Here is a 15,199-nt window from a genome sequence, read left to right on the forward strand (position 1 = left end):
AGTCTCCTTACTGCTGAGTAAACTTACTAATTGGTAAGGTTACGGCGAGGTAGGTAGGCTGACAAGAGTGACGGGGACATCAGGAGCCACTCAAGGGCGCGAAGGCGGGCGCAGGAAGCGCGTGCCGCGCCAAGTGCGCGAGCAGCAGATCATCGACGTGGCCGTCGGGATCTTCGCCAAGCGCGGCTATCACGCCGCCTCCGTCGACGAGATCGCCGAACTCGCCGGGATCTCCAAGCCGATGGTGTACCTCTATCTCGATTCCAAAGAGGGGCTCTTCCTCGCCTGTCTGCGGCGGGAGGCCGAGCGGCTCGTCGCCGCCTTCCAGGAGGCCGCCCGTGGCGCGGGTGCCGCACCCGAACTGCGGCTCTACGCGGGGCTCTCGGCGTTCTTCGCGTTCGTCGCCGCGCACCGCGACAGCTGGGTCGTGCTGCACCGCCAGGCCTCCGAGCTGACCGAGGCCATCGCCGCCGCGGTCGCCGAGGCCCGGCGCGCGGTCATGGCCGAGGTCGCCGGGCTGATCAGGGACGGGATCACGGAGAGCGGGCGCGGTGCGCGACTGGGCGGCCAGGACGCCGACTTCGTCGCCCACGCCCTGGTCGGCGCCGCCGACTCGCTCACCGACTGGATGGAGCACCACCCCGGACAGTCGCCGGAGGCCGTCACGCTGCGCCTGATGAACATGGTGTGGGTGGGCATGCGCGACGTCCTCGACGGCGAGGCGTGGCTGCCCGAGGGCTGACCCGGCACCGCCCCGGACGCCTCGGGCCCGCCCCAGACACTTAGGGCCCGCCCCGGATTCGCGCGCGACCCATTGAATTTTCGTTACGCATGAGTAAGTTGACTCCCGAGTAAGTTGTCCCGCAGCAGCCGCGCGACCGGGAGCCGTCATGGGCGTACGCAAGGATCTGAAGCGGGCCAGGAAGCGCAGCGACCTGGCCGACCGCGTGCGGATCGAACTCGTCAGGGACGAGCGGGGAGTGGTGCGCGAGGCCCGCACCGCGCCGCTCGCCGCACCACCGCAGGACGGCGGCACACCGGCCGACATCCCGTTCGTGAACGCCGCCGAGGCGCCGGACACGGTGGTCCTGCGCCGCAAGGAGGCCGGCGAGTGGAAGCCGGTCACCGCCGCCGCGTTCGCCCGCGAGGTCACCGCCGCCGCCAAGGGCCTGATCGCCGCCGGGCTCGAACCGGGCGGCCGCGTCGCGCTGATGTCGCGCACCCGCTACGAGTGGGAGGTCCTCGACTTCGCGATCTGGGCGGCGGGCGGCCAGACCGTCCCCATCTACGCCACGTCCTCGCCCGAACAGATCGAGTGGATCGTCCGCGACTCGGGCGCCCGCCTGCTGATCGTGGAGACGGCCGAGAACGCGGCCGCCGTCGAGGCCGCCCTGCCCGCCGCCGACCGCCCGCGCCTGTGGCAGCTCGACGCGGGCGCCGTCCTCGAACTCGCCCAGCTGGGCCGGGACCTGGCCGACGACGAGGTCACCAAACGGCGCAGCGCCCTCACCCCCGACACCATCGCGACCGTCTGCTACACCTCGGGCACCACGGGCCGCCCCAAGGGCTGCGTCCTGACCCACGGCAATCTGTACGCGGAGGCCGCCAACACCGTCGAGCTGCTGCACCCCATCTTCAAGGCCATCACCGGCCAGGCCGCCTCGACGCTGCTCTTCCTCCCCCTCGCGCACATCCTGGGCCGCACCATCCAGGTCGCGTGCCTGCTGGCCCGTATCGAACTGGGGCACTGCGCGAGCATCAAGCCGGACGAGCTGCGGCCCGAACTCCGCTCGTTCCGACCGACGTTCGTGGTCGGCGTCCCGTACCTCTTCGAGAAGATCCACGACACCGGGCGGGCCACCGCGGAGAAGCTCGGCCGAGGCTCGTCCTTCGACCGGGCCGACCGGATCGCCGTCGCGTTCGGCGAGCGGCACCTCGCGAAGTTCCTGGAGACCGGGCAGGGGCCGGGGCTCGGCCTGAAGCTCGCCGCCGGACTGTACGACCTCCTCGTCTACCGCCGCGTACGCAAGGAACTCGGCGGCCGGCTGCGGTACGCGATCAGCGGCGGCTCGCCCCTCGACCGCAACCTCAACCTCTTCTTCTACGCCTCCGGCATCGTCATCTACGAGGGCTACGGCCTCACCGAGACCACTGCCGCCGCCACCATCACCCCGCCGCTGCGGCCCCGGCCCGGCACCGTCGGCACCCCCGTGCCCGGCACCACGATCCGGATCGCCGACGACGGCGAGGTGCTGGTCAAGGGCGGCATCGTCTTCGGCGCGTACTGGAACAACGACGCGGCGACCGGCGAAGTCCTCGACGCCGACAGCTGGTTCGCCACCGGGGACCTCGGCGCGCTCGACGACGAGGGCTATCTCACGATCACCGGCCGCAAGAAGGACATCCTCGTCACCAGCGGCGGCAAGAACGTCTCCCCGGCCGTCCTGGAGGACCGGCTGCGCAGCCGGTCACCCGTCGGCCAGTGCATCGTCGTCGGCGACAACCGCTCCTACGTCGCCGCCGTCATCACCCTCGAACCCGAGTCCGTGGCGCACTGGCTGTCCGTCCGCAAACTGCCCGCCGACACCCCGCTGAGCGAGGTCATCGCCGACCCGCGCATCATCGCCCACGTCCAACGGGCCGTCGACTACGCCAACCAGGCGGTCTCCCGCGCCGAGTCCATCCGCAAATTCACGCTCGTAGAAGGTGAGTTCACCGAGGACAACGGACTCCTCACCCCGTCCCTCAAGGTCAAACGCCCGGCGGTCATGGCGGCGTACGAGCGGGAGATAGAGGAGCTCTACGGTGCCTGATCAGGAGGCACCACTCGACTTCGACGTCATCGTCGTCGGCTCCGGGTTCGGCGGCTCCGTCGCCGCCCTCCGGCTGACCGAGAAGGGCTACCGCGTCGCCGTCCTGGAAGCGGGCCGCCGCTTCACGCGCGACACCCTCCCACGTACGTCCCTGAAGATCCGCGACTATCTGTGGGCGCCGCGTCTGGGCCTGTACGGGATCCAGCGCATCCACCTGATGAAGAACGTGATGGTGCTCGCGGGGGCGGGCGTCGGCGGCGGTTCCCTGAACTACGCGAACACCCTCTACGTCCCGCCACCCGCCTTCTTCCAGGACCGGCAGTGGGCGGGCATCACCGACTGGCAGGGCGAACTCGCCCCGTACTACGACCAGGCGCGCCGCATGCTCGGCGTGCGCACCAACCCGACCACCACCGAGGCCGACGAACTGCTGCGCTCGGCCGCCCGGAAGATGGGCGCGGGCGACACCTTCCGGCTCACCCCGGTCGGCGTCTTCTTCGGCGACGGGGAGGACGCGGAAGGCGCCACAACCGCTTTACCGGGTGCGGCCGTTCGGGACCCCTACTTCGGCGGCGCCGGGCCCGACCGCGCCGCCTGCACCGAGTGCGGCTCGTGCATGACCGGCTGCCGCGTCGGCGCCAAGAACACCCTCACCGAGAACTATCTGCACCTCGCCGAACGCATCGGCGCCGAGGTCCGCCCCCTGACCACCGTCACCCGCGTGCGCGAACTGGACGACGGCACCTACGAAGTCACGACCCGCCCCACCGACAAGCGCCGCCGGAGCCGCGCCACCGTGCTGCGCGCCCGCCGCGTCGTCCTCGCCGCCGGCACGTACGGCACCCAGACCCTGCTCCACCGCATGAAGGCCGACGGAATCCTGCCGCGTCTCTCCGCTCGGCTCGGGGTGCTGACGCGCACCAACTCCGAGTCGCTGGTGGGGGCGTTGACCTGGCCGCGCAGGCTCGGCCGCAAGGACATCGACTTCACGCGCGGGGTGGCCATCACCTCCTCCGTGCACCCCAACCCCACCACCCACATCGAGAACGTCCGCTACGGCAAGGGCTCCAACCTCATGGCCCTGATCTGCGTACCCCAGTACAAGCAGAACCTGCCGAAGCCGCTGGCCGCCGCGCTCGCCCTCCTCTCCCACCCCGTGCTCGTGGCCCGCACGGTGGCGCTGCGCCGCTGGTCGGAGCGGACCATCATCGGGCTCGTCATGCAGACCCACGACAACTCCCTCACCACGGGCCTCACCCGGCGCGGACTGCTCACCGCCGAGCAGGGCCACGGCCGCCCCAACCCCGTGCACATCCCCGAGGGCTGGCAGGCCGCCGGGCTGATCGCCGAGTCCATCAACGGCTTCGCGGGCACCAACCTCGGCGAGCTGATGGGCAAGCCGCTCACCGCGCACTTCCTCGGCGGCTGCGCCATCGGGGAGTCGGCCGACAGCGGGGTCATCGACGCGTACCACCGGGTGTACGGGCATCCGGGGATCTCCGTGGTGGACGGCTCGGCGGTCTCCGCGAACCTCGGCGTCAACCCGTCCCTGACGATCACGGCGCAGGCCGAACGGGCGATGTCGTACTGGCCGAACAAGGGCGAGCCCGATCCGCGCCCGGCGCCGGGGGAGGAGTACCGCACGGTGACAGCGGTGCTCCCCGCGGCGCCGGCGGTTCCGGCCGGCGCCTACGGGGAGCTGAGGTTCTGAGCCCTGGTGTGCCGGCCCGGGTCAGCTTTTGCCGGTGTTGTTGAAGGTGGCGGCCGACCAGAAGTAGCCGAGTGCGGCGAGCCCGACGCACCAGGCGAGGGCGAGCCAGCCGTTGTGCCCGATCTCGGTGCCGAGGAGCAGGCCGCGCAGGGTCTCGACGGCGGGGGTGAAGGGCTGGTACTCGGCGATCGGCTGGAACCAGCCCGGCATCGAGTGCAGCGGCACGAACGCGCTGGAGATGAAGGGCAGGAAGATCAGCGGCGTCGCGTTGTTGCTGGCGGCCTCGGCGTTCGGGCTGATGAGGCCCATGCCCACGGCGATCCACGTCAGGGCGAGGGAGAAGAGGGCGATGAGCCCGAACGCGGCGAGCCATTCCAGGGCGGTGGCGTCGGTGGACCGGAACCCGATGGCGACCCCGACGGCGCCGACCAGCACCACACTGGCGACGGACTGGATCACGCTGCCGATGACGTGCCCGATGAGCACCGAACCGCGATGGATGGCCATGGTGCGGAACCGGGCGATGATGCCCTCGCTCATGTCCATGGCGACCGAGACCGCGGTGCCGATGGTCGTGGACCCCACGGTCATCAGCGCGATGCCCGGCAGGAGATAGGCGAGGTAGGCGTCGCGGCCCGCGCCGCCGCTCATCACGTCACCGAAGATGTAGACGAAGAGCAGCAGCAGGACGACCGGCGTGAGCAGCAGGTTCAGGGTGAGGGACGGATAGCGGCGCGCGTGCAGGAGATTGCGGCGCAGCATGGTCGAGGAGTCCCGCACGGCGAGGGAGAACCGGGACGGGCGGACGGGAGCCGGGGCGGCGAGGGCGCTCATCGGAGGTTCTCCTTGGGGGAGTCGGTCGGCGTGGTGGTCGTGGCGGGGCCGGTGAGGGCGAAGAACACGTCGTCGAGGTCGGGGGTGTGCACGGTGAGTTCGTCGGCCTCGATGCCGGCGGCGTCCAACTGGTCGAGCACGGACCGAAGTTCGCGCTGACTGCCGTCGCTGGGGATGCGCAGGCCGAGGGACTCGTCGTCGAGGCTCGCGGCGGGGAACGCGGTGACGGCGCCGCGATAGGCGTCGGGGTGGGTGAAGCGGAGCCGGATGTGCCCGCCGGGGACGATGCGCTTGAGCTCGTCGGGGGTGCCCTCGGCGGCGATCTTCCCGTCGTTCAGTACGGCGACGCGGTCGGCGAGTTCGTCGGCCTCGTCGAGGTACTGGGTGGTGAGCAGCACGGTGACGCCGTCGGAGACGAGCGCGCGGATGATGCCCCACATGGTGTGCCGGGACCGGGGATCGAGCCCGGTGGTCGGCTCGTCGAGGAAGATGATCCGCGGATTCCCGACGAGCGTCATGGCGATGTCGAGCCGCCGCTTCATACCGCCGGAGTACGTGGAGGCGGGCTTCTTGGCGGCGTCGGTGAGATCGAACCGCTCCAGGAGCTCGGCGGCGACGCGCCGCCCCTCCCGCTTGGACAGGTGGTGCAGATCGGCCATGAGGAGCATGTTCTCCTCGCCGGTGATCAGGCCGTCGACGGCGGAGAACTGGCCGGTGACGCCGATGGCGGCGCGTACGGCCTGCGGGTCGCCGGTGAGGTGGTGCCCCGCGACCTGGGCCTCTCCGCTGTCGGCGGAGATGAGGGTCGACAGGATTTGCACGGTGGTGGTCTTGCCGGCCCCGTTCGGACCCAGCAGAGCGAAGACCGAGCCGGCCGGGATGTGCAGGTCGATGCCGTCGAGGACGGTCTTGTCGCCGTAGGACTTGCGCAGGCCGATGGCGGAGACGGCGGTCGCTGCGGACGCAGTGGTTGACTTAGACATGGGCATGACAGAAGAAGGCATGGGGTCCTCCCCTTCGAGGGCGACGGACGCGGTGGAGTGGGTGCGGGGTGAAACGAGGGGGCGGGGTGGGGCTCAGGCGCGGGCGCGGCGGATCTCGATGTTGCCGTGACCGGTACGGGCGGTCACCTCGACGGTGTCCTCGCTCTTCTCCGGACCGGTGGACTCGGTGAGCCGGTTCAGTACCTGCCCGGAACCGGAGTTGAGGTCGAGCCAGGTGGCCGTGCCCTCGCGGACGCCGACCTCGATGGAGCCGTTGGAGGTCTTCAACTGGACCGTGCCGCGGGTGACATCGAGGACGCGCAGGGTGCCGTTGGCGGTGGTGGCGGCGACGGACCCCTCGGCGCGCTCGACGGTGATGTCACCGTTGGCGCCGCTGACCCGGAGGGACCCGGTGACGTGACCGACGGTGGTGGAGCCGTGCGAGTTCTTGAGGACGGCGGTGCCCTCGACGGCGCCGACGCGCAGGCTGCCGGAGCTGGTGGTGATCTCGGCGGGCCCGGTGACGCTGTCCACGGAGATGGACCCGTGGGAGGCGGTGAGGTGCAGCGGCCCGGTCGCGTCGAAGCGGGCGTCGCCGGCGGAGGTCTTCACCCGGACCTCACCGAGCGAACCCTCGCCGCGCACCTGCGCCCAGGCGCCGTTCACGTCGAGCGAGGACCCGGCGGGCAGTTCGACGGTGACGTCGACGGTGCCGGTGCGGCCGAGCCCGAAGAAGTTCCCCTTGGGGGTGCGGATGTGCAACTGGCCGCCGGAGAAGGAGACCTCCGTCTGCTCGGCGGCCCGGACGTCGAGGTCCTTCTTCGCGTTGCGGGGCTGCACGTCGACGACGGTGTCGACGCGGTCGCCGGCCAGGAACAGAAGGGACCCGGCGTCCATGTTCGCGGTGACCGAGATCGGCTGGGTGCTGTCGAAAGAAGGCATGGCTGTCCCGTCCTCGTGACTCGTGGGTGAAATGGAGCTGTTGGCGATGCGGGCGTACGGGGCTGGAGCTGTCCGGTATCGCCTGGGTCAGCGCACCCAGCCGGTGAAGCTCTGCCCCACGGAGCGCCCCTTGTCCGGTGTACGAGGCTGTGCCGCCTGACCGGGGTCGACGGCGGCCGACACGGCACGCACCAGCCAGGCGTTGACCGAGAGCCCCTCGCGACTCGCCGCCTCCTCGGCGCGGGCCTTGAGGTGCGCGGGCAGCCGCAGATTGACTCGTGCGGTGCTGCCGTCGTCGGCGGTGTCGGCGACGGGGGCGGCCCGGACCGGCTCGGCGGGCCGGGGCCCCTCGTCCGCGCTGTCCCCGACCGGCAACGTCACCACGAACTCGGGATCGAGCCCCCGCAGCCGCACGTCCACCGAGCCGGGCGCGAGGTCACGGGTGACCTCGTCCATCGCGGCGGAGAGCACATTGAGCAGAGTCAGTCGGGTCGCCGACTCCAACGGCGCGGTGAGCCGCTCGGCCAACTCGCGAGCTTCGTCCCCGCCGGCTTCGGCGGCCACCGCGAGTTCCCGGTGAAGAGTGTCGACGTACGGCGTGAGGTCCATGACGTCATAGTGGCACCACTGTGGCACCACGCGCAAGCGCTATGGGGACACATTCGGCACCACGAAGACCGATGCGACCCCTGACCTGGGCAAACGCGACGCTACAACGACGAATCGCGTCGATGTCAGCCACTCGGTGGGCGCGATATGACACCGGGCGCCCCTCTGACGGCACCACGTGGCACCACGCGGTGCCACGAATGCGCCGGGGTGCCGCACGTGAGACCACACGGAGCGGATCGGCAATGGTCGGCAATGATCAGGCGCATGACCAAGATCGTGCTGATGTCGGACCCGAAGATCGCGGCGATCCCGATAGCCGACTGCGCCGAACCCCTGCTCGACGCAAGGCGGGAGAAGACGCTGGCGGTCGACGCACGCCAGGCGACCCCGTCGGACGACTCATCGTTCGCCCACGTGAGAGAAGGCGTCCTGACCCGCCTCCTGGAGGCCCAAGCCCTGCTCCCGAAGGACATCCGACTGCTGTTCATCGAGGGATACCGCCCGCCCGCGCTGCAACGCGCCTACTTCGACGAGTACGCGACCGAACTCCGGGCCGCGCACCCGGACTGGCCGCAGAGCCGGCTCAGGCAGGCCGCGAGCCGCTACGTATCGCCCCCCGAGATAGCACCACACAGCGCAGGCGCCGCCGTAGACCTCACACTTGCCACGACCGAGGGCATCGAACTGGACATGGGAACCCGGGTGAACGCCAGCCCGGAAGAGAGCGCGGGCGCCTGCTACACGGACGCCGACACCATCAGCGCGGAGGCAAGATCCAACCGCCGCCTCCTCGCCGCGGCCCTGACCGCCGCGGGCCTGGTGAACTACCCCACGGAGTGGTGGCACTGGTCCTACGGCGACCGCTACTGGGCCCACGCGACAGGCGCCGACGGGGCTATGTACGGCCCGCGCGAACTCCTCTGAACCACGACACGCGCCGACAAAACGGCACCCGCCGAAAACAAAAAGGCCCCACCGAAGCAGGGCCTGTGGAAAGGCGCCCCCGGCAGGACTCGAACCTGCGGCCAAGCGCTTAGAAGGCGCTTGGCTTATCGAGAGATGAGGCTGCTCTGACCTGGGCCCTCACATGCCCTGTCCACGACCCGTTGCTGGCCTTCGACACGCATTCGACACAGCCCTGTCGAAGGGCTACTCGTACATGGTCGCGGCCATCAACGCCCGAGCGAAGAACCGCCAGTCCCCGTCGGCTGGCTCCTCATGGCCGTGGTACCGGTACCAGCCGCCGGCGCTGTCGATCCAGGCGGACAGGGCCTCCAGGAAGTCGGGGAGATCGGGGTTCTCCCACGAGCTTCTATCCTCGGCGTGGTTGCGTTGCAGGGCGCGAACGAAGGCGGCGAGATCTTCCCGGCTGTTGACGCGTTCAGGTGCGGGCTCTGACTCAAGCGAGGCGGTCATGCAGGCAACCTTCGGGGGAGGGCAGTTGCGGACTCACTGCCGATTGATGGGGATCTCGTAAACGACCTCGCACAGCGCGGCGGGCACGACGATGTCGGCCGTCTCGACCGGCCGTCCCTGGTCGCTGTAGTAGGTCCGCCGAATGTGAGTAACGAGTGCGGACTTCGGAATCCCGAGGAGCGAGGCCTCCTCGGCGCTGGCCTGTCGCGGCTCGGGCTGCTCGACGGCATGACTGACGATGACGCCGATCGCGGCCATCCGATTCACAACTCCCGCGCCGGCGTGCGGCCCACCCTCGGGCAGCACGACGAGCGTTCCCGCGGTGAGGTCGTACGGCTCCCAGCTCGTCGACAACTGGACGGGCCGACCGTCAGCGAGAAACTCGTACACGGTTCGGACGGCCAGATCACCCTCGTCGATGCCGAGCCGCCCCGCGATCTCAGCAGGTGCTGGCACCTTGGCCTCGGTACGGCTCTCCCAGTCGCCCTGCTTGCCCGCGGCCCTCATGTCGGCGCGAAACGGCGACCCGCTGGGCTGCTCACGCGCCGAGGAACGGACGACCCGCACACGCTGACGAGGTGCGGCGACATAGGTCCCGGACCCAGCACGCCCCTCAAGCACGCCTTGCGAGATCAGCAGCTCTTGAGCCCGGCGGATCACGTTCTCGCCGACGCCGCACTCTTCGGCGATCTGTGCGCGTGAGGGAAGACGATCCCCCGGCGCCCACTCCTGGTCCGCGATCCGACGTCGAAGCACGTCAGCGATGCGGAGGTATGGCGGCTGCTCAGGCATATGGAAAATCTAGTCCACTAGCTCTAATCTAGTTAACTAGCTTGACGGAGAGTGATTACGAAGTAACGGGGGCGGAGCTGTGTCTGCTGCATCGAGTGCAGACGCCGAAGGCATCACTGCTCGCCTGACCGCGCTCGGTCTCACTCCTCGCGTGACAGAGCACGCCCATCACTTGGTGATCGAGGCGGAGGTACCGGATTCGCTCCCCGCCGAGCAGTGGCGGGAGGCCCTGAAAGCAGTCGCGGAGGCCGACCGATTCGGCCTCCTGGCCAACAGCCTCAACGGCCGCACGTTGTGGGCCGCCGTACATACAGAGACCCCCGCGACGGGCGACGTCCGAGGGCCTGGCAATCAGCGATAGGAGCTGATCAGCGTGTTCAACGGTAGTTGCAGTACTGCTCGCTACATCGGCACACGGCACACCCCGCCCGCGGGCTTCGTACTGACAGGGGCCTTCTGATGTCGCTGGGCAAGCCCCCTGGCGTCTCCCACGAGACGCCAGTCCCCTACAAGTCGAGCGCGTGCACGGTCGGCAAGCACAGCGCATGCGCACAGTCCGCACCAGCCGTCTCCACGCCGGACGCACCTCTGATCTACGAGACATGCGGCTGTGACTGTCATGCGGTGACCGCCGGTGGCAGCACGTTGGAGGTACCCCGGTGAGGACATGGGCGCCGCGTGGAGCGCCAGCTGTTCCGGTCGAGATCACCGCGACCAACATCCGGCGCGAAGACGTCATCAACGTCGGTGGCAGTCCGCACCGAGTAGTTGACCTCATCCAACTTCCCGGAGGGGTCAAACAGGTCCGGTTCGAGTCGGGCGAACTCCTCACAATGGGCTCACGAACTCGCCTGATCGCCCTCCGAGTGTTGAGAAGGCGGTGACCGAGACCGTGCCTTCCCGTCGCCAGACCATCGCCGACGACATCCGAACCCAGATCACGGCCGGCGAACTCAAAGCGGGCGAACGCCTCCCATCCGAAACGACGCTCGCTTCGCGGTACGGAGTCAGCACATCAACTCTGCGCAGTGCCCTGGCCCTCCTCCAGAGCGAAGGCCTGGTCGACAAGACCCACGGCAAGGGCAACTTCGTCGGTCACGCGTCGCGCCGTCACACGTACATCGGTGGTAGCCAAACGCATCTTGAAGCCAACGGAGTTGGCCCAACGCTGCGAGTCACGGTCCGCACCACTCGGCTCCAGGCGCAAGGCCACTTGGTCCCTCTGCTGCGGGTGCCGGCCAACACGGAACTAACTCAGTTCCTGTGCATCCACAACGGGGGAACCTCCCCACACAGCCTGGCCCGCATCTACGTGCCATCTGATCTGCCACCGAAGGGCCTGCCCTGTGAGCCGCCTTCGTGCCGGGCCTTCGGAACAAGGTTGGCGGAGTACTGCCCACCGCCGACAGAGATCCGAGAACGCCTCACAGCCCGCCTACCGACGCACGAAGAAGCCGAGACCCTTCGCATCGGTTCCACCCTCGCGGTGCTCGACATCACCCGCGTGACGATCGACAGCACCGGCCGCGTGATCGAGGCGGCGCTCCTCGTCCTTCCCAGCCACCGCGCGGACGCGTACTTCATCACCCGCGTCGCGCCCGCAGAGAACAGGAGGGAAGGATGACGACACCGAACGAGCTGCGACTCCTCCCTTGGACGGGCCCCGAAGGCCAGCCCTGCTACTTGAACACCGACAACGCGAACAGCTACCTGTCCCGCTTGGCCGACAACACCGAAGCCATCCACTTGGGAATGGCTGCCGAAGTTCTGGACCAGGCTGTCGAGCTGCTCGCAGGGGAGAAGGCGACATCGAACGACTTGCGCCTGGTGGCGAAAGACCTCGCGGGGGCTCTGAGGACAACTCTCAGAGTTGCAACAAGCCGCGGCCGACGCTTGCCGCAGCCGGACTTGGCCAGCCATGAGCGCGGCGACGATGGCCCCCGGCCATCGGCATTTGGCTAGCCAGCCAGGACACAGACGACGGAGGGCCCCGGGAATCCGCACGGCACCTCAGCGAATTCGAGAAGGTCAACTGGCGACCAATCAACACATCGTTCCTTCTCCTGCCTTGCCGGCAGGAGAAGGAACCAGTGCCCGCTGAGGTGCTATCACTCAGGCTGGAATATTGGCTGTTGACCTACAGATCATCGTCCTCAATCTGACTGGTTGCGTTGGGAATTTGTTCAGCTTTTGAGATTAGAGACTGCGTATCGCCAGAGCCGGCTGAAATTGTTATCTGAAGCCCAGCCATTTGGACGTCGCTTTGGCTTCCCTTTGCTGGATCTATCAGTGATGCAATTTCGCGAACAAATTGCCAGATCTGATCCCGCTTCACTGGATCAGTGACAGAAGAGAAAGGAAGGTTAATTACAGTAGTTTCGAAAGATGTTTCCCCCGGCTCGTCTAGTGAAGTAACATCTCCACCGGAAGCAGTCGCAGCGTTTGTCGAGCCAGTAGAATCTACGCGCCCGTCACGCACTGTATTTCTGTGATCGACTGCCTCGGCTGCGATCACCTTTTGACGACTAGATTCTTCCAATTCTTCGCTTGGGCGGGGCCGGAGTTGCTGTTGAAGGGTGGCGGACTGGATCTGTGCAGGACTGCTTGGCCGGATCTCTAGACCGTCACTATCGGTTAGCATCCACTCAGAGGAGGTCGCCAGTTTGAAAAGCGCCTCGCGCATTTCTTCGTCCGCCTGGATTAGGGGCCATGTCGGATCGCTATATGGATATGCGAAAACTTCTTTCGGAGTCAGGTCGCGTCCATAGCGGCCAGCCCTGATCAACTGGGCGACGTAGTCAGCTGATAGCTGGTTCGGTTGAACGGCCCGCTTGTCCGATACCAGCGCAGCCCACACGTGCCCACCTGACAGCGACGTTTGAGGTTCAGGCAGCGTTTTGTACTGCGCCGCGAGCCCGTTGTCCGTGCGCAGCACGTATACATAGTGCTGATACGCCCTAGTTACCGCCTCATCCAACTTCTTATTGGCTTCGTCGCGGCGGATCTGCGCTTCACTTAGCTCATCGCTGTCTTCTGCTAGCTGAGCAACCACCTGATTCCATGCTAGGAATTCCCGGGCGAATGCCTTAGCGCGATCACGACGTTGAGTGGTGGCTACAGCCATCACCAATGAGGACGCGAATGTGCTTGGCAGTCCAGAAGAGACACCGTAGACCAGGTCAATGTCAGACCGTGTTGCTCTGTCCCGCCCATTCAGAAGAGTCCAACGTCGAGGGTCTAGAATCACCAATCGTGTTTGCTGCGAGTCCAACCCTGCAAATGCCTGAGCTGTGGAAACATCAGATGGAGGGCGAGGCACTTTGTACAAGGCGGAGAATCCTTGTTTGTCCGCTAGGCTTTGTGCGCGGATCCACACGGAATCTAGCGCATCGTCGCCGCTGACCATCGTCAGTGCGTTCGCGTGATACATGTTCAGGGTTTGTTTGATGGACAGGTAAAATCGCCCAGGTATCCTCCCCGTAGGCCGCGTGCGCTCTAGCGCACCCAGCCCGCCGTCGGCAGGGCTTGCGACGAGGGCGTTGAATACCTCCTCTGCGGAGGAATAAGAGACACCTGGGCCAGCGATTGCCGCCAGCAACTCCGATTTTGTCGCTCCTCGGGCGGCGCGAGGCCGGGGGACGAGACTGTAAGACAGACACGCGGCAGCCATCCGGCGGGCTGGGTAAGCCTGTCCGGAATCTACTCCATTTTCCTTGAGGGAAATGTCGAGAGTATAGGCTGTTCCGCCTCGCCCGCCAGTATTGACGATGTCAGTGGTCGCCACGGCCCGGTATCCCTGAATCGCACGGTCATTGCCAGCGAGGACACCGCTGGAGAGCAAGGCTTCGAGGGCATCAGTGTGCAGGGGGATGTCGCCAACACCGATTAGGGGAGGTGCCCAACGTCCTGCATCATGCTCGGTGCTCCAATACAGGGCAGTTCGCGCAAAGATGGAGACGGTAGACCGTACGCGCTGGAACGCCTGCACCACAGTCCATTCTTTGCTCACTAGTGCAAAAAGATCTGGATGAAAGGGATACGTGTCAGCGATCCTCTCCGGCAGGCCGGCCAGAGTCCGCTTGCTGCCTAGAGGCGTGTACACCTGGTCTTTCCACGCCTCCTCCTGACCAGCCGTGACGAAGGCAGCTGAGGTTGCTGCAGCGACCCTTTTAATATCGGCGTGGGAGAAAAGGCGGCGACGAATGATCTGGGCAAAGTCTGACGGTTCGGTGACCGTGACTGTCTCACCATTACGCTGCAGCCGAGGACTCAGGTAGTCACGAAATGCTTCAGCCGCGGGGTGATAGCCGCTTTCATCTTCCTCACTCTTGATCATAACTAGCACGAGAGCAACACCTGGCTGATCATCGACGGCATCGGTCAGTGCATTTAGGAAGGCTTGTTCACCCGGCATGCTACCGATGGCACTTTCGTCCGTTAGCGCCATGACATAGTCCATGAGCTCGTCGATGAGCACCAGAACCGGTCGGTCGATCTCTGCGAAAGCCGCTTGCAGTGTGCTCTTGTTGGCGCCGAGACTGCTGTAGTGCTGGTAGCGCCCCATCCGGTCTGCGTGGTCGGCGAACAGCAACCAGAGGAAGCGACCGAATAGATCTGTGGCTGGTCCGAAGCGCGGATCCTTCTTGCCCGGCGACATGCTGTCGCATGTCAAGATGACTGGCACCACGTGCGACAGGTCAACAGGGTGATGGTTGGAGCCAGCTGCCAAACCAACAGCTCGACCCAGTTCTGATCTGAAGAAGGCATCAGGCCGGCTGATCATGTGCCAGATTCCGACGAGCGCGTGACTCTTGCCGCCTCCCATGCCCTGGTCTAGGTGAAAGCATGCCTGTGCATCGATGTCGCCTACACCGAGACGGCGGGCGACGCGACCAAGGAAGCCGACAAGTTTTGGAGTGGGCTGGGTGATATCTGTGTAGTAAGCAATGTTCGCGTATGGAACGGGGACTGTCTGATAGACGGCCTTGGCCAGACTCATCTGCAGTTCGCCGACAGATCCGTCAGTCTGCCTAACTTCGTCCCGCAGGGTCAGGACTTGGGCCCAGTGAGCGACGGGAGGGGTAGTAGCGGTCACG

14 protein-coding genes and 1 tRNA gene are annotated in these 15,199 nt (G+C 66.7%); 7 read left to right on the forward strand and 8 right to left on the reverse strand.

The annotated features are described in order from the left end of the window. Nucleotides 1–121: 121 nt before the first annotated feature. The 3 genes from ACFVDP_RS38025 to ACFVDP_RS38035 all read left to right on the forward strand — a co-directional run bounded on the left by ACFVDP_RS38025 (nucleotide 122) and on the right by ACFVDP_RS38035 (nucleotide 4,524). The gene (locus tag ACFVDP_RS38025) at nucleotides 122–742 is read left to right on the forward strand and encodes a TetR/AcrR family transcriptional regulator (RefSeq protein ID WP_383500334.1); all 621 of its coding nucleotides are present in this window, start codon (nucleotides 122–124) and stop codon (nucleotides 740–742) included. A gap of 148 nt (nucleotides 743–890) precedes the next feature. Then, nucleotides 891–2,813: an AMP-dependent synthetase/ligase gene (locus ACFVDP_RS38030; protein ID WP_383500337.1), complete on the forward strand. Its 1,923-nt coding sequence runs from the start codon at nucleotides 891–893 to the stop codon at nucleotides 2,811–2,813. Then, a complete protein-coding gene (locus tag ACFVDP_RS38035; protein ID WP_383500340.1) occupies nucleotides 2,806–4,524 on the forward strand; it encodes a GMC family oxidoreductase N-terminal domain-containing protein in 1,719 nt (572 codons plus the stop codon). The genes ACFVDP_RS38030 and ACFVDP_RS38035 overlap by 8 nt, the downstream gene beginning before the upstream one ends. Nucleotides 4,525–4,545: 21 nt before the next feature. On the opposite strand, the gene ACFVDP_RS38040 is transcribed toward ACFVDP_RS38035, so the two are convergent. From ACFVDP_RS38040 to ACFVDP_RS38055, 4 genes are all read right to left on the reverse strand, one after another. Next, nucleotides 4,546–5,358: an ABC transporter permease gene (locus ACFVDP_RS38040; protein ID WP_383500343.1), complete on the reverse strand. Its 813-nt coding sequence runs from the start codon at nucleotides 5,356–5,358 to the stop codon at nucleotides 4,546–4,548. Then, a complete protein-coding gene (locus ACFVDP_RS38045; RefSeq protein WP_383500462.1) occupies nucleotides 5,355–6,347 on the reverse strand; it encodes an ATP-binding cassette domain-containing protein in 993 nt (330 codons plus the stop codon). The genes ACFVDP_RS38040 and ACFVDP_RS38045 overlap by 4 nt, the downstream gene beginning before the upstream one ends. A gap of 87 nt (nucleotides 6,348–6,434) precedes the next feature. Continuing rightward, a complete protein-coding gene (locus ACFVDP_RS38050; protein WP_383500346.1) occupies nucleotides 6,435–7,283 on the reverse strand; it encodes a DUF4097 domain-containing protein in 849 nt (282 codons plus the stop codon). 87 nt (nucleotides 7,284–7,370) lie between these two features. Beyond that, a complete protein-coding gene (locus tag ACFVDP_RS38055) occupies nucleotides 7,371–7,892 on the reverse strand; it encodes a toxin-antitoxin system HicB family antitoxin (RefSeq protein ID WP_383500349.1) in 522 nt (173 codons plus the stop codon). 267 nt (nucleotides 7,893–8,159) lie between these two features. On the opposite strand from ACFVDP_RS38055, the gene ACFVDP_RS38060 reads away from it, so the two are divergent. Continuing rightward, the gene (locus tag ACFVDP_RS38060; RefSeq protein ID WP_383500352.1) at nucleotides 8,160–8,819 is read left to right on the forward strand and encodes a M15 family metallopeptidase; all 660 of its coding nucleotides are present in this window, start codon (nucleotides 8,160–8,162) and stop codon (nucleotides 8,817–8,819) included. A gap of 74 nt (nucleotides 8,820–8,893) precedes the next feature. Here ACFVDP_RS38060 and ACFVDP_RS38065 read toward each other — a convergent pair. From ACFVDP_RS38065 to ACFVDP_RS38075, 3 genes are all read right to left on the reverse strand, one after another. After that, nucleotides 8,894–8,976 (reverse strand) — tRNA-Arg (locus tag ACFVDP_RS38065). A 68-nt stretch (nucleotides 8,977–9,044) separates the two neighbouring features. Next, complete coding sequence (locus ACFVDP_RS38070) at nucleotides 9,045–9,311, reverse strand: hypothetical protein (RefSeq protein ID WP_383500355.1); 267 nt, start codon at nucleotides 9,309–9,311, stop codon at nucleotides 9,045–9,047. Between the two features lie 33 nt (nucleotides 9,312–9,344). Then, nucleotides 9,345–10,103, reverse strand: coding sequence for a GntR family transcriptional regulator (locus tag ACFVDP_RS38075; RefSeq protein ID WP_383500358.1), 759 nt, complete (start codon nucleotides 10,101–10,103; stop codon nucleotides 9,345–9,347). Between the two features lie 79 nt (nucleotides 10,104–10,182). Between ACFVDP_RS38075 and ACFVDP_RS38080 the strand changes: the two genes are divergently transcribed. The 3 genes from ACFVDP_RS38080 to ACFVDP_RS38090 all read left to right on the forward strand — a co-directional run bounded on the left by ACFVDP_RS38080 (nucleotide 10,183) and on the right by ACFVDP_RS38090 (nucleotide 12,065). Then, nucleotides 10,183–10,464: a hypothetical protein gene (locus ACFVDP_RS38080; RefSeq protein WP_383500361.1), complete on the forward strand. Its 282-nt coding sequence runs from the start codon at nucleotides 10,183–10,185 to the stop codon at nucleotides 10,462–10,464. 519 nt (nucleotides 10,465–10,983) lie between these two features. After that, entirely contained in the window at nucleotides 10,984–11,727 is a 744-nt protein-coding gene (locus tag ACFVDP_RS38085; RefSeq protein WP_383500364.1) for a GntR family transcriptional regulator, read from the forward strand. Beyond that, nucleotides 11,724–12,065 (forward strand): hypothetical protein, encoded by a 342-nt coding sequence (locus ACFVDP_RS38090; protein ID WP_383500367.1) that lies wholly within the window; start codon nucleotides 11,724–11,726, stop codon nucleotides 12,063–12,065. Before ACFVDP_RS38085 ends, ACFVDP_RS38090 begins: the two co-directional genes overlap by 4 nt. A 175-nt stretch (nucleotides 12,066–12,240) precedes the next feature. Here the strand turns inward: ACFVDP_RS38090 and ACFVDP_RS38095 are convergent, their stop codons facing one another. Further along, nucleotides 12,241–15,198 carry a DUF499 domain-containing protein gene (locus ACFVDP_RS38095; protein ID WP_383500370.1) on the reverse strand — a complete coding sequence of 986 codons (2,958 nt, stop codon included), beginning with the start codon at nucleotides 15,196–15,198 and terminating at the stop codon, nucleotides 12,241–12,243. Nucleotide 15,199 lies beyond the last annotated feature (1 nt).

Origin of the sequence: Streptomyces sp. NPDC057694 (assembly GCF_042799415.1) — a bacterium.
Classification (GTDB): Bacteria; Actinomycetota; Actinomycetes; order Streptomycetales; family Streptomycetaceae; genus Streptomyces.

Coding starts and splice junctions, on each gene's coding strand:
- ACFVDP_RS38030 (WP_383500337.1), top strand. CDS start 891: ATGGGCGTACGCAAGGATCTGAAGCGGGCCAGGAAGCGCAGCGACCTG.
- ACFVDP_RS38040 (WP_383500343.1), bottom strand. CDS start 5,358: ATGAGCGCCCTCGCCGCCCCGGCTCCCGTCCGCCCGTCCCGGTTCTCC.
- ACFVDP_RS38045 (WP_383500462.1), bottom strand. CDS start 6,347: ATGCCCATGTCTAAGTCAACCACTGCGTCCGCAGCGACCGCCGTCTCC.
- ACFVDP_RS38050 (WP_383500346.1), bottom strand. CDS start 7,283: ATGCCTTCTTTCGACAGCACCCAGCCGATCTCGGTCACCGCGAACATG.
- ACFVDP_RS38055 (WP_383500349.1), bottom strand. CDS start 7,892: ATGGACCTCACGCCGTACGTCGACACTCTTCACCGGGAACTCGCGGTG.
- ACFVDP_RS38060 (WP_383500352.1), top strand. CDS start 8,160: ATGACCAAGATCGTGCTGATGTCGGACCCGAAGATCGCGGCGATCCCG.
- ACFVDP_RS38070 (WP_383500355.1), bottom strand. CDS start 9,311: ATGACCGCCTCGCTTGAGTCAGAGCCCGCACCTGAACGCGTCAACAGC.
- ACFVDP_RS38075 (WP_383500358.1), bottom strand. CDS start 10,103: ATGCCTGAGCAGCCGCCATACCTCCGCATCGCTGACGTGCTTCGACGT.
- ACFVDP_RS38090 (WP_383500367.1), top strand. CDS start 11,724: ATGACGACACCGAACGAGCTGCGACTCCTCCCTTGGACGGGCCCCGAA.